This is a genomic window from Acinetobacter sp. UBA3106 (genome assembly GCA_002365595.1).
In the GTDB taxonomy this organism is placed as follows: domain Bacteria; phylum Pseudomonadota; class Gammaproteobacteria; order Pseudomonadales; family Moraxellaceae; genus Acinetobacter.
Genome location: DFAM01000018.1, coordinates 91,133 through 103,896 on the forward strand (window position 1 = coordinate 91,133; position 12,764 = coordinate 103,896).

A 12,764-nucleotide genomic window follows, 5' to 3' on the forward strand; every position below is an offset into this window, starting at 1 on the left:
AGGATTTTGTGAATATGGCAATTATTGCAAATGCAGAAGTACAAAGCCTGGCTGAACCCTGGTCAGGCGAAGTGAAAAGCGGAAAACACCAGTTAATTACCGATAAACCCGAATCCTTTGGCGGGCAGGATCAAGGTCCTGCACCTTATGATTGGATTTGTTCAGGACTGATTTCTTGCACCATGATTACCTTGCGTATGTATGCCCGTCATAAAGGCATAGAGCTCGGTCAGTTTTCAGTAGAAGCCGATTTTAATGCCAATAAGGAAGGCAAAGAATGGATCGAGCGGCGCTTGTCTTTTGCTCAGCCCTTATCAGATGAGCTACAGCAAAAAGTTTTAGACATCAGCAGTAAAACACCAGTCACCAAAACACTGTTACGCAGTCTGGACATTAACACGGTTCTGCTTTAAATACGTGACCCGATACACCTGAGATTGTGGGCAAAGCAGAATGTCATTTTTTAACATGACCGGTCATAAGCAAAATATAAAAATAGGGATCAACAGATAATGATTACACTTCACCATTTAGATCAATCGCGTTCTTTTAGAATTTTATGGGCCTTGGAAGAGCTGGCGCAAGATTACCAGGTCAAATTTTATAAACGTCTGCCTACAATGGCTGCACCGCCTGAATTAAAACTGGTTCATCCTTTGGCTAAAGCACCCATCTTGACCGATGAAGACCAGACTATTGTTGAATCGGCTGTGATTTTGCAACATCTGCAGGAAAGCTATGATACAGCGCAGAAATTTAAACCGACGGCCAAAAAAGATCAGCAACAATACCGCTACTGGATGCACTATGCCGAAGGTTCATTAATGCCTTTATTGGTGATGCAACTGGTGATGAGCAATGTGCCCAAAAATGTGCCTTGGCTGATTAAGCCGGTCGCACACAAAATTACGGCCGGGGTGAAGGCAGGATTTATTCATCCGCGCTTAAAAGACCATATTGCTTACCTGGAAGATTACTTATCCAAACATGAGTATTTTGCCGGGTCATTTTCTTTTGCTGATATTCAGATGTGGTTTCCGCTCGATGCCATTCAGTCCAGAACCTCAGGTTCATATCCGAATATCGCCAAATATCTGAAACGCCTTGAGGAACGTCCTGCTTTTCAGCGAGCCAAGTTTAAGGAACAAAACCTGGCTTAATCCAGCCAGGTAGATGGGTGAAAATGAGGCTGAACCGGGGAGTGTTTAGTTTGGTTTGTACAGGCGTTCTTTCGGGAAAATCACTTTAAAGGTCGAGCCTTCATTTTCTTTGGATTCAATTTCCAAATGTGCGCCGTGCTGCATCAACACATGTTTGACAATAGCCAGACCTAAGCCGGTTCCTCCGGTTTGACGGCTGCGCGCGCTATCTACCCGATAGAAACGTTCGGTTAAGCGCGGCAAATGTTTGGGGTCAATCCCGATCCCGGTATCTTCAACGGTAAAGATGCCGTGTTCACCATCATCATGCCAACCCATGGTGATGGTGCCGCCTTTAGGCGTGTATTTAATGGCATTGGTGATCAGGTTGCTAAAGGCACTGGCCAGTTCCATATCCGAACCAATCAGGTCGCAATGACTGTCGATATCCAGATTCAAGGTATGGTGATAGTCCACGTTATAAGCCTGTGCATCATCAAACAGCTGGTTCATCAGGCTTGGCATTTCAATAATCTGGTTTTTAGCAATTTTTTTGTCATTTTCCAGGCGTGACAACAGCAATAAATCATTCACCAGGGCATTCATGCGTTTGGTTTGCGCCTGCATCTGATCAAAGGCACGTTTCCAGCGCGGATTTAAATCTTCCTGATCGGTAAAGGTTTCAATATAACCACTGAGTACCGTAAGTGGTGTGCGTAATTCATGGGAAATGTTGTCGACAAAGTCCTTACGCATTTGTTCTAGGTTATGCATCCGAGTGACATCATAAGCCACCAGCAGCCGGCTTTCGCCCCCAAAACGGGTCATTTTGACTTGTACATAATGGTCTTCAAAGGCGGAAGATTTCATTTTCAGACCATCAGGTGCCTGATCAATATTGTTGAAATATTCAATAAAATTCGGCTGACGAAGCAGGGTTAAAATATTGCGACCACGGTCTAGCGGTTGAATACCGAGTAATTTTTCTGCAGCCGGATTCCACCATTCAATCTGATGCAGTTCATCAATCAGCACCACTGCTTCAGCCAGCGCCACCAGTGACGATTGCGCGCGATCAATCAAGCCAACCATTTCCGCCTGTACAATACGTTCCTGACGCTGGGAACGGTAGACGTTGAACAGTAAGGCCCCCCAGATGCCATCCAGATTGGGTGGAACATCATAAGGACGATTGGAAATCCATTCATTGACCAAATACAGTGAACGTAATTGCAGAATAAAAAATGTTGCGAAGGCAATGAGGATAAAAACCCAGAAATACCCGATCCCTAAGCCAATTAAACCTGCAATGAGCAGTAAAAAGGCCAGCAGACGTAAATCTTGTTTGGCAAAAGTCCATAAACTGCTGTAACGGAATCGTTTATGTTCTCGTGCAAGTTCAGGGATGGGGTAGGGTTCATACATAAAACACGGTTTACCTAGAAAACGACTAACCTAATGCGACATCTGCGCGGGTAGAAAAACGATAACCTGTGCCACGAACGGTTTGTACATAGCGGTCTGCACCAAAAGGCTCTAGCACTTTACGCAAACGGCGAATATGTACGTCAATGGTACGGTCTTCAATGTATACGTTACCACCCCAGACCTGATCCAGCAATTGAGCGCGGGTGTAGGCCCGTTCCGGATGGGTCATGAAGAATGCCAGCAAACGGTATTCAGTTGGTCCCATTTCTAAAATATTTTGACCATGACTGACGCGCTGACTGACCGGATCCAGTATCAGGCCATTGGCATCAATAGTTTTTTCGCCACTCAAGGCATTGGCACGGCGTAATACGGCCTTAATACGTGAAACCAGTTCCCGAGTAGAAAAAGGCTTGGTCATATAGTCGTCAGCACCGGCATCCAGACCTTGAACTTTATGGTCTTCCTCACCGCGAGCCGTCAACATAATGACTGGAATTTCGGACAGGGTTTCATCGCGTTTCAAGCGGCGGCACAAATCGACCCCACTTACGCCACCCGGTAACATCCAATCCAATAAAATAAGCGCAGGACGTTGATCCACAATCATCTGGTGAGCCTGTTTTGCATCTTCGGCCTGTAAGCATTGAAAGCCTGCCATGTCTAAAGATGTATGGATCATCTCTCGAATGGGAAGTTCGTCATCGACGATTAATATATAGTCATCTTTCACAACGCAATATCCTATTTGATGTTAACGGTGAACCGTTTTTTATTTATGACAGGCTTATTACAAAGATTAATTATGACAGTATCATTGCAAAAGAGGTTGCTCTGGCGAATTTCGCAAAAAATTGTGACAATTTTTATACTGCAACATAAACAATTTAAGAAAAATCAGTGATCTAAATTTAATGAATTCAAGGCATTGTATAGGTTTTAAGTTTTAAATCAGGAAGAACTTTCTTTTTTCAATATTTTTTCTTTTTCTGAAAAAGTATCCAGCAAAGACAGAAAAACAATACTGCAAGATGACAAAACCTCTTGCATTGATTGCTTAAAGCCACTGACCACCCAGCGAATGGCAATTTGTGTAACATAACCATTCAGTCCGGTTGCGACGAGTGAAATTTCCCGTTCAGAACGGTCAATATGCGGCATCATTAACATGACAAAGGCATGAATCATGCGGTCAAAACGTAACATGGTTTCATGAATGGTGGCCTGATTATGCAGCTCTTGAACCAGCATGGCATCGATATAAATAATTCGGGCCATACCCGGATTATCTTTTAAGGTAGTGAGCAGAGCAGTTAAACCGGCTTCGATCATTTTCCGCGGATCAGTCGAGGCCTGCATGATCGCCTGCATGACATTATGCTGCAATTGATCAATCAATTTTAAGAAGATGGTTTGAAACAGTTCATCACTTTTCTTAAAAGATTCATAGAAATAACGTTCAGTAAGTTTGGCTTCATTACAAATGTCTTTCACCGTCACTGCAAAAAAACCCTGTGAGCCATACGCTTCTATCCCGGCTTCAATCAGCTTTTCCCGACGTGCCTGTTTACGTTCAGTTAAAGACAGGCCTTTAAATTGACGTTCTTTGCTTTTTAACGGCTTATTTTGTTGTTGTTCAAGATTTTGCTGTGGTTCAGTCATAAAGGTGATGTGCCAAATGAAATCGAGATTTTGAGCTATGTTAACAAGAATTTGTCTGTAGACCTATGCTGTAAATAGATGAATGGTCTTTGATTTTAGCATTGGTCATATATTATATTGACAATGATTATTGTCAAAATTATATTGGATGAATGAACTGCACCTCAACGCAGCAGAAAAACAATCGAGATGTTTAGGCGAATGAGGCAGAAAACTGAATAAGGATGGGTCATGAAAAATTTTAAAAATAAGGTCGCAGCAATTACCGGCGCGGGCTCGGGTATTGGTCAGCAATTGGCGGTACTTTTAGCGAAACAGGGCTGTCATTTATCCTTAAGTGATGTGAATGAACAGGGTTTGGCAAACACGGTTGAACTGGTCAAAGACAGTCACGTCCGTGTAACGACGAAAAAAGTCAATGTGGCCAAACTTGAAGAGGTACGCGACTGGGCTGCTGAAACCGTGAAGGATCATGGCTCAGTCAACATGATTTTTAACAATGCCGGTGTGGCATTGGGTTCAACCGTAGAAGGCGCTTCTTACGAAGAACTGGAATGGATTGTGAATATTAATTTTTGGGGCGTGGTCTATGGCACCAAAGAGTTTTTGCCTTTAATCAAGAAATCGGGTGAAGGGCATATTATCAATATTTCCAGCCTGTTTGGTTTAACCGCACAGCCGACCCAGTCTGCTTATAACGCGACCAAATTTGCGGTACGTGGTTTTACTGAATCCTTACGTCAGGAACTGGACATGGAAAACTGTGGCGTGAGTGCACTCTGTGTACACCCGGGCGGTATTCGTACCAATATTGCCAATGCGGCAAAAATGAATGACAGCATTCGAACCCTAGGCATGCATCCGGAAAAATCCGCTAAATCTTTTAATAAATTATTACGTTGCCCACCTGAAGAAGCTGCCCGTCAAATCATTGAAGCGGTACAAAAAGACAAGCGCCGTTTACTCATCGGTAATGATGCCAAAACCCTGGATTTAATCCAGCGTATTTTGCCGACCGGTTATCAGCGTATTACCGCATTCGCGACCAAATTAAGCAATAAAGGCAAATAATTTGCTGAAAATTATCCCTTTAAAAAGCCCGCAAATTGCGGGTTTTTTTATGCTTAAAAATTGGAATATTGTGAGATCTAAAAAATGATTTTTACTTAAGTTTCAGTGCCTAAATTGAAAGGGGAACAGACATTTAAAAAAGCAGAGCTATATCCAAAAATAAGAAATAAAAATAAAAAAACCAGCTGAATTTAAATAAGCAAGTGTTGAAAGATCAACACGGATATCGCGTTAAAACCAACATAGTAAGTAGGAATAAAATTAATAAGTTTATATAAAACAATAATTTAAATTGTTGGCATGGTTGTTGCCAAATAAGAGCTACAGAACAATGAAAATTAGAGGCATAGCCATGACCCGTTTACACGATTTAAAAGCCCGACATTCCCGTTCAGCGGAAGTCAAAGCGCAGCTGGATTATCCGGTGATTGATACCGATATTCATACCAATGAATTCAGTCCATTGCTGGAAGACTATATTGCCCAGTACGGCGGTTCAAAAGTGGTGGATCTGTTCCGTGAACATTTAAACAGCAATGGTTTAAATGTCCTGGCTGCAGAGTGGTATAAAACCACACCGCAAGAACGCCAGGATAAACGTTTATTCCGTCCGCCTTTCTGGGCGCTGCCAGCACAGAACTCATATGACCTGGCTACAGTATCTTTACCGTCATTACTCAATGAACGTCTGGAAGAATTGGGAACTGATTATGCAGTGCTTTATCCAAATATCTCGTTATTTCCGATTAACTCAAGCAATGATGATTTACGCCGTACTTTAACCCGTGCGGTCAATCATTATCATGCCGATATTTATCGTCCTTATGCCGACCGTTTAACCCCAGTTGCCGCGATTCCCTTACATACCCCTGAAGAAGGCATTGAAGAGCTGGAATATGCGGTCAATACTCTCGGCTTAAAAACCGCCCTGATTCCGGGTGCAATCCGTCGTCCAGTGAAAGCGATTGCCGACAAATATCCAGATGATCAAGAGCTGCGTCGCTATGTCTATTGGCTGGATTTCTTTGGAATTGATAGTGCACACGACTATGACCCGTTTTGGCAGAAGAGTATTGAACTGGGAATCAACCTATCCACCCATTCAGGCAGTCAAAGCTGGGTGGCACGTAATTCGCCATCGAATTATATGTTCAACCATATTAACCATTTTGCCGATGCCTCTGAAGCTTTGGCCAAAGCGCTGTTTTTTGGTGGTGTGACCGAACGTTTCCCACAACTGCGCATTGCGCTATTGGAAGCGGGTGCAGCCTGGGGTGCAAATGTATTGACCCATCTGGTCGACCGTTTTGAAAAGCGTGGCAATGCGCATGTGCAGCAATATAACCCGGCCAATATCGATCGTCAGTTGATTATTGACTTATATCGTCAGCACGGACAGGAACTGTTTAAAGGCCGTGAATATAGTGACGATCAAATCATTGAAAGTGTATTTGGAGTGGCATCAGCATTCCGTTTCCGTGAACAGAAAGCTGAAGATATTAACGATTTTGCTTTGGCTAAGATCCACAACAAACAAGATATTTTTGATCGCTGGGTGCCGAATTTCTATTTCGGCAACGAAGCCGATGACCGCACCATTGTTGGCGCATTGCATCCACAGGCAACGCCGTTTAATCAAAAAGTAAATGCTTTATTTTCATCAGATTCAGGTCATTGGGATGTACCCGAACTGACGGAGCCTTTGGCGGAAACCTGGGATTTAGTTACAGAGGGGGCAATTACTGAACAGGATTTTAAAGCCTTGGTGTTTGATAATCCTTACCGTTTTTATACCGCAAACAATCCTGATTTCTTTAAAGGCACGCAAGTGGAACAAAAACTGAAAAAGAAACAGGCCGCATAACCCGTATTTCCCACGCACTACATTTACCCCCAGGTCCTTGGCTTGGGGTTGGGGGCAGCTTTGCGCTTTGGGGCACAAAAAAGAAGTGAAATGAGAGTATGAAAAGAACGTCGTTAAACCTTGCAGTGGCATTAATTTTATCTGCAAGCAGTCCATTGAGCTTTGCCAGTGACGCTGATTTACAACAGCAGCTGAGCAGCTTGAAACAGCAGATTGAAAGCCTGCAACAACGCTTACATGCTGTTGAAGCACAACCCCAAGCCAATGCTGCTGTTGTTGCACCCGTGAATGAAAGTGTAACAAGTGAAAGTACTGCAGGTGCTGAGGAATCTGAACTGGCTGCTGGCCCAACGCCGGCAACGTCGGATGATATTGAAGGTTTACGTACCGATTTAGAAAACTATAAATATGACCAGTCGCGTCAGTATGAACGCCAAACGGTCAAGTCGACACGTGATACGACTTTATTTGGTACGGTGCAACTGCGTGCCAATGTTCAGGACAATAACACCGCACCCAATACTCCAAAATCGACTTTTGATATCGGAACAGCGTTGCTTGGCGTGCGCGGTAATCTATTTAAAGATTACAACGAAGGCAAAAACCTCGATTATCAAGCCTCTTTTGGTTATTCAAAACGTAATGACGGCAGCAATAACAGCAACTTTAACCTGCTCGATGCTTACTTGCGCTATCACGTGTTGTCGACCAATGGGGGGGCAGAAATTTCCAAGTTGAATCTCACCCTAGGTCAGCAGCTTTTGCCGTTCGGTCTAGATGTGCAATCACCTGAAGACTTGCGCCCAACCATTAGCACCGCAACTGCTCCAACTTACTTAGGTTTATTTACCCGCCAAAATGGCTTGATTGTGCGCGGCGATGCCAAGCCCTTTGTGGACTATGGTGCGAACTATCGCGCACCGTTATTTGAATATGCGATTGGGGTGACTAACGGCAATGGCAGCAACAAAACCGATGACAATAACGGCAAAGACTATATCGGCCGTGTGGCATTCACGTTGCCGGTCGACTATGCCAGCTGGTTACGCGAATTCAAAGTCGGTGCGTCTTATATCAAAGGCGAAGCAAAATTATCCGGCTCCGGCATCAACGATAACAAGGCAAAACGTGATCGGCTGGGTTTCGATATCTATTACAACCATGCACCCTTTGGTGTGACCTATGAATATCTGCAAGGCAAGACCGATTATATCGACACGACTGTACCTTCAATAAAAGAAGCCAAAGCAGAAGGGCATACCTTTACCGCGTTCTATACCTTGGGTGACCAGTTCTATAACAGTATTAAATCCAATGCCAAATTTGATGATTTCTGGCCGAAATCGATTCAAGGCTATTACCGCTACGACAGTTATAACCCCAATAAAAATCAGCAAGATTATCTCGATAGCGCCAGTGGCCGCATCGGTGAATACGACATTCACTCTCTGGGTTTAAACCTGTTTTTTGCGCAGACCACCAAATTTCAGTTACAGCTTAATCATTATATCTATGACATAGAAGCTGCCGCCCAAAAAGACACCAATGAACTGCAAGCGCAATTCCAATATACCTTCTAATTCAATTATTTAATTTATATAGGACTGTTAAATATGAAGCTTTTCTCTAAAAAAATTGCCACTACATTCTTGGCCTTATCGGCATTGGGACTTAGTTTGCAGCTGCATGCAGCCAACCCGAAAGAAATTCGTATTTCTATGTCAAGTGCAGGTGAGGGGGGCAAACCTAAAGTGGGTGGGAGCTTTGCTGCTTCAGCCCATTTACGTGGTGTGTTGGAACAAGAATTTAAAAAAGATGGTATTAAAGTCACCTGGTTATTCTTTCCGGGTGCAGGCCCTGCCACCAATGAAGCCTTAGCCAACGGTAAGGTCGATTTTGCTTTACATGGTGACTTACCGTCATTGGTGGGACGCTCGACAGGACTGAAAACCAAAGTATTGTTTTCTACTGGACATTTTGGTCCCGTGTATGTGGCCGTACCAGCCGGTTCTGGCGCGAAGTCTTTTGCTGATCTAAAAGGCAAAAAATTCTCAATCTTTAAAGGCACCAATGGTCAAATCGTATTTAACCGTGTATTAGCAAAATATGGTTTTACCGAACGTGACCTGCGTGTGATTTCGCAAGATAGTTATTCTGCTCGTACATCTCTAGCAACAGGTGATATTGATGCCACGATTACTTCACCATTTAGTTTGGTTTCACGTGGAGTCGCAAAAACCTTAATTGAAATTAAGGATCCAAAAGTTGCAGCCGTGGCGCATTTTTGGGTGACTGAGAATTTCGAAAAACAATATCCAGAAATCACACAACGTGTTGTTACGACATTCATTAAACAAGCACGGTGGAGTTCAGAAGAAGCCAACCGAGTCACCCAATATAAGCTCTGGTCACAAAGTGGTATTCCATTGGTCGACTACCAGAAAACCTGGGATGGCTGGAACCTCAAAGACCGTAACAGCCCCTTACTGGATGAATTCCATCGGTCGCAAATCGACAGCGCATTAAAAATTGCCAAAGACGCAAAACTCATCCGCCGCGATGTCGATACCAAAACCTGGTATGAACCGAAGTATTTGAATAATGCCTTGAAAGAACTGAATTTACAGAACTATTGGCGTGCATTTAATGCCAATGGCCAGCCAAAATAATTCAGGAACGTGGTTATGAATCCAATTGAAAGCCATGTGATCACTACACCGTTAACCGCAAAGTTCATGAGCAGTTTTGTGCTGCTGACGATTATTGCCGGGTTAGGGGTGGGCGTTGCCCGTATTCTGATTTCATTGTACGCCGTGCAACTTGAGGCGACTGAGCTTCAGTTGGGACTGATTGCGGCAGCGCAAAGCATCGGCATCTTGTTTATGGCGCTGCCGATTGGGGTTTTGGTGCAGCGTCTCGGTTCACTGAAAGTTTTTAGTCTTGGCAGTGTGATGGGTGCAGCTTTATATGCACTGACTCCGCTGCAGGAAAGTGCCTGGTATCTACTGGCGCTGACAGCCTTGGTGAGCTTTGTTTTACCGATGCGCTTTGTCTCGATTAATACGGTTTTCCTGAGCAATCTAAAACGCCTTGGGCCAGCCAAAGCAGGCTGGTTCCGTGGTTCGCACATGATGGGTTTTTTCCTGATTGCGCCGGCTTTAACAGTATTGCTGATCCAGTATTTTGGTTATGGCGGCAGTTTTTACTGTGTCGCTGTGATGTTCCTGGCCACGTTATTTTTTGCCCCGTTTTGCTTTCAGAAAACTTATCAAACTGCGGCTAATGCACCGAGCTTTCAATGGCGTGATGTGCTGGCTCCATTGGCATTACTGAAAACCCATGCAGCTTTACGTGTGGTCTGCGCTTTAGAGTTTTTAAGCAGTATCGCAAATAACTATTTTGGCTTTTTTATTGTGGTCATCGCTATTCAAAGTTTCTCTATGTCGGAATCGGTCGCGGTGATGTTGCTCACCACCCAAGGCATTGTGTTTGTCGGCTCACTTTTCACCCTGGGTGGCTTGGCTGAACTGATTGGCTATTCGAAATTTTACTGGATCGGTTTGAGTTTGATCAGCAGTGCCTTACTGATTTTGGCCATCACGCCGATTATATTCTGGATGTGGCCGGCATCGCTGATGCTGGGACTCGGTTTGGGCATGTTGCACATTGCCAACTTTATGTCCTTTGCCAAAGTTGGCGAACAAACCGCGATGGCAAAAATTTCGCCGATTGTAGCGCTGGTTGGCCCGGCCGGTGGCTTGTTTGGTGGCTTTTTAGGCGCAGCATTTGGCGCCAGCATCGGCTTGCAAAATCTGTTTTTCCCCATTGGTCTGGCGTTTATCGGACTGATTTTATTGATCTCTCGTGATCAGGCATTTATCTCATTTTTAAAACCTGATGATTCACAACAACTCGCAGAAGGACAAGAATCATGAGCCTTACGAATGTAAGCACACATTCGGTACAGTGGCAAAGTTACCGAAGTGCATTTGAATTTTTTAAGAAATACCTGAAAGTAACCTTGCAATTGGCTTGTGGTCTGCTACTACCGGTGTTGTTGTTGGCGGTGTGGCATGTGGCAACCGTGCAGCAGTGGTTGCCAGAGCAAATTTTGCCAGCGCCACAATTGGTGTGGAGTACCAGCGTTGAACTTTGGCAGTCTGGCGATTTGCAATTTCACTTTGCCACTAGCGCCAAACGTATTTTCTGGAGCGTGGCTTTAGGGGTGAGCGTAGGCTTAAGTTTGGGAATCTGGTTTGCCTTGTCCCAACGCGCACAGCGTTTTGTCTTGCCGAGTATCAACTTACTGATCCAGTTCCCGATCATTGGCTGGATTCCACTGCTGATGATCTTCTTGGGTATTGATGAGGCCTTGAAGATTGTGGCGATCTCGCTTGCAGTCATTTCTCCAGTCTTGATTGCGACATTTAAAGGGATCCAACAAGTACCAAGCCGTTTACTAGAAGTGACGCAGGTTTATAAATTTTCCAAACTTCAAACCTTTTCTAAAGTGATTTTACCGGCAAGCCTGCCTGCGATTATCAGCGGTTTACGTCAAGGCGTGATGCAGGCCTGGTTGGCTTTGGTGTTTGTCGAGCTGCTGGCAAGCAGTGAAGGCATCGGCTTCCTGATGGTGTGGGGACGTCAATTGATGCAGATGGATATTATTTTCATGGGCATCATTTTAATTGGCATCACGGGCTTTGTTCTGGACAGCGTATTGGCTGCCTTTGAACGCCTTGCTCGTTTTTACGCAACACGCGTGGGAGGCTAATCATGTCAGAACTTAGTTTTGAAAAATCAGTAACCTGGAGAAATCCACGTCTGGAAAAAAGTATCAGAGTGCTGCAAGCCTTGATTTTACCCCTCGCATTTATTGCACTCTGGGCGCTAGCTTCCACTTTACAGTGGCTCGATCCTAAATTGATTCCATCGCCACTCACGGTATTAACGGGTGCTATGCAGAGCTTTAACCAAGCTGAATTCTGGCAAGGTTTCGCGGCCAGTTTAAGTCGTAATTTTGTCGGCTATGCGATTGGCGCAACGCTCGGTGTTGCCTTTGGCGTGGCGTTAGGTACCACGCGCTGGATCAACTGGCTATTTGCACCGGGCTTTAACGTATTGCGTCAGGTCTCGCTGTTTGCTTGGTTACCGTTAATTTCAACCTTTTTAGGTTATGGCAACGGTGCAAAAATCCTGTTTATTAGTCTTTCGGTATTCTATCCTGTCGCGCTGCATAGTTTAGAGGGCGTGAGCAGCATCAGCGCGAAATATAGCGAAGTCGCAAGAGTCTATCAATTTCCCAAACTCTACACCTACCGCAAGTTGATTTTACCGGCAGCCAGTCCACAGATTTTTGTTGGTCTGCAACTGGGTTTAATTTTCGCCTGGCTGGCAACCGTGGGTTCGGAATTTTTACTGGCAAATTATGGCGTTGGACTGGGTAATTTGGTCATCCGTGGTCGTGAGCAATTTAATGTGTCTCTAATTATTTTAGGCATGCTAACCATTGGTGTTGTCGGGGTGATTTTAAACAGCATCCTTGCGCGTATAGAACGAAAAGTACTGCGCTGGCAGCAGCGGAGCTAGGAGAAATAACA

At 44.4% G+C, this 12,764-nt stretch carries 12 protein-coding genes; 9 read left to right on the forward strand and 3 right to left on the reverse strand.

The window, feature by feature from the left end; genetic code table 11:
• Positions 1-14 precede the first annotated feature (14 nt).
• Both B4C48_RS11110 and B4C48_RS11115 read left to right on the forward strand, forming a co-directional pair.
• Positions 15-413, forward strand: coding sequence for an OsmC family protein (locus B4C48_RS11110; RefSeq protein WP_291356464.1), 399 nt, complete (start codon positions 15-17; stop codon positions 411-413).
• A gap of 99 nt (positions 414-512) precedes the next feature.
• Entirely contained in the window at positions 513-1,160 is a 648-nt protein-coding gene (locus tag B4C48_RS11115; RefSeq protein WP_291356466.1) for a glutathione S-transferase, read from the forward strand.
• 45 nt (positions 1,161-1,205) lie between these two features.
• Here the strand turns inward: B4C48_RS11115 and phoR are convergent, their stop codons facing one another.
• The 3 genes from phoR to B4C48_RS11130 all read right to left on the reverse strand — a co-directional run bounded on the left by phoR (position 1,206) and on the right by B4C48_RS11130 (position 4,229).
• A complete protein-coding gene (gene phoR / locus B4C48_RS11120; RefSeq protein WP_291356468.1) occupies positions 1,206-2,564 on the reverse strand; it encodes a phosphate regulon sensor histidine kinase PhoR in 1,359 nt (452 codons plus the stop codon).
• 25 nt (positions 2,565-2,589) lie between these two features.
• Positions 2,590-3,300 carry a phosphate regulon transcriptional regulator PhoB gene (phoB, locus tag B4C48_RS11125; RefSeq protein WP_291356470.1) on the reverse strand — a complete coding sequence of 237 codons (711 nt, stop codon included), beginning with the start codon at positions 3,298-3,300 and terminating at the stop codon, positions 2,590-2,592.
• A 218-nt stretch (positions 3,301-3,518) separates the two neighbouring features.
• A complete protein-coding gene (locus tag B4C48_RS11130) occupies positions 3,519-4,229 on the reverse strand; it encodes a TetR/AcrR family transcriptional regulator (RefSeq protein ID WP_291356472.1) in 711 nt (236 codons plus the stop codon).
• A gap of 231 nt (positions 4,230-4,460) precedes the next feature.
• On the opposite strand from B4C48_RS11130, the gene B4C48_RS11135 reads away from it, so the two are divergent.
• From B4C48_RS11135 to B4C48_RS11165, 7 genes are all read left to right on the forward strand, one after another.
• The gene (locus B4C48_RS11135) at positions 4,461-5,300 is read left to right on the forward strand and encodes an SDR family NAD(P)-dependent oxidoreductase (protein ID WP_291356474.1); all 840 of its coding nucleotides are present in this window, start codon (positions 4,461-4,463) and stop codon (positions 5,298-5,300) included.
• A gap of 352 nt (positions 5,301-5,652) precedes the next feature.
• A complete protein-coding gene (locus tag B4C48_RS11140) occupies positions 5,653-7,164 on the forward strand; it encodes an amidohydrolase family protein (protein WP_291356476.1) in 1,512 nt (503 codons plus the stop codon).
• A 98-nt stretch (positions 7,165-7,262) separates the two neighbouring features.
• Entirely contained in the window at positions 7,263-8,744 is a 1,482-nt protein-coding gene (locus B4C48_RS11145) for a DUF3138 domain-containing protein (protein WP_291356478.1), read from the forward strand.
• Between the two features lie 33 nt (positions 8,745-8,777).
• Positions 8,778-9,833, forward strand: coding sequence for an ABC transporter substrate-binding protein (locus B4C48_RS11150; RefSeq protein WP_291356480.1), 1,056 nt, complete (start codon positions 8,778-8,780; stop codon positions 9,831-9,833).
• A gap of 15 nt (positions 9,834-9,848) precedes the next feature.
• Positions 9,849-11,099 carry an MFS transporter gene (locus tag B4C48_RS11155; RefSeq protein WP_291356482.1) on the forward strand — a complete coding sequence of 417 codons (1,251 nt, stop codon included), beginning with the start codon at positions 9,849-9,851 and terminating at the stop codon, positions 11,097-11,099.
• The gene (locus tag B4C48_RS11160; RefSeq protein ID WP_414631508.1) at positions 11,093-11,938 is read left to right on the forward strand and encodes an ABC transporter permease; all 846 of its coding nucleotides are present in this window, start codon (positions 11,093-11,095) and stop codon (positions 11,936-11,938) included. The genes B4C48_RS11155 and B4C48_RS11160 overlap by 7 nt, the downstream gene beginning before the upstream one ends.
• A 2-nt stretch (positions 11,939-11,940) precedes the next feature.
• A complete protein-coding gene (locus B4C48_RS11165) occupies positions 11,941-12,753 on the forward strand; it encodes an ABC transporter permease (protein WP_291356486.1) in 813 nt (270 codons plus the stop codon).
• The last annotated feature ends 11 nt before the right edge of the window (positions 12,754-12,764 follow it).

Excerpts from the sequence above, each read along its gene's own strand:
- B4C48_RS11110 (WP_291356464.1), top strand. The coding sequence starts at position 15 with ATGGCAATTATTGCAAATGCAGAAGTACAAAGCCTGGCTGAACCCTGG.
- B4C48_RS11115 (WP_291356466.1), top strand. The coding sequence starts at position 513 with ATGATTACACTTCACCATTTAGATCAATCGCGTTCTTTTAGAATTTTA.
- phoR (WP_291356468.1), bottom strand. The coding sequence starts at position 2,564 with ATGTATGAACCCTACCCCATCCCTGAACTTGCACGAGAACATAAACGA.
- B4C48_RS11130 (WP_291356472.1), bottom strand. The coding sequence starts at position 4,229 with ATGACTGAACCACAGCAAAATCTTGAACAACAACAAAATAAGCCGTTA.
- B4C48_RS11135 (WP_291356474.1), top strand. The coding sequence starts at position 4,461 with ATGAAAAATTTTAAAAATAAGGTCGCAGCAATTACCGGCGCGGGCTCG.
- B4C48_RS11140 (WP_291356476.1), top strand. The coding sequence starts at position 5,653 with ATGACCCGTTTACACGATTTAAAAGCCCGACATTCCCGTTCAGCGGAA.
- B4C48_RS11145 (WP_291356478.1), top strand. The coding sequence starts at position 7,263 with ATGAAAAGAACGTCGTTAAACCTTGCAGTGGCATTAATTTTATCTGCA.
- B4C48_RS11150 (WP_291356480.1), top strand. The coding sequence starts at position 8,778 with ATGAAGCTTTTCTCTAAAAAAATTGCCACTACATTCTTGGCCTTATCG.
- B4C48_RS11155 (WP_291356482.1), top strand. The coding sequence starts at position 9,849 with ATGAATCCAATTGAAAGCCATGTGATCACTACACCGTTAACCGCAAAG.
- B4C48_RS11165 (WP_291356486.1), top strand. The coding sequence starts at position 11,941 with ATGTCAGAACTTAGTTTTGAAAAATCAGTAACCTGGAGAAATCCACGT.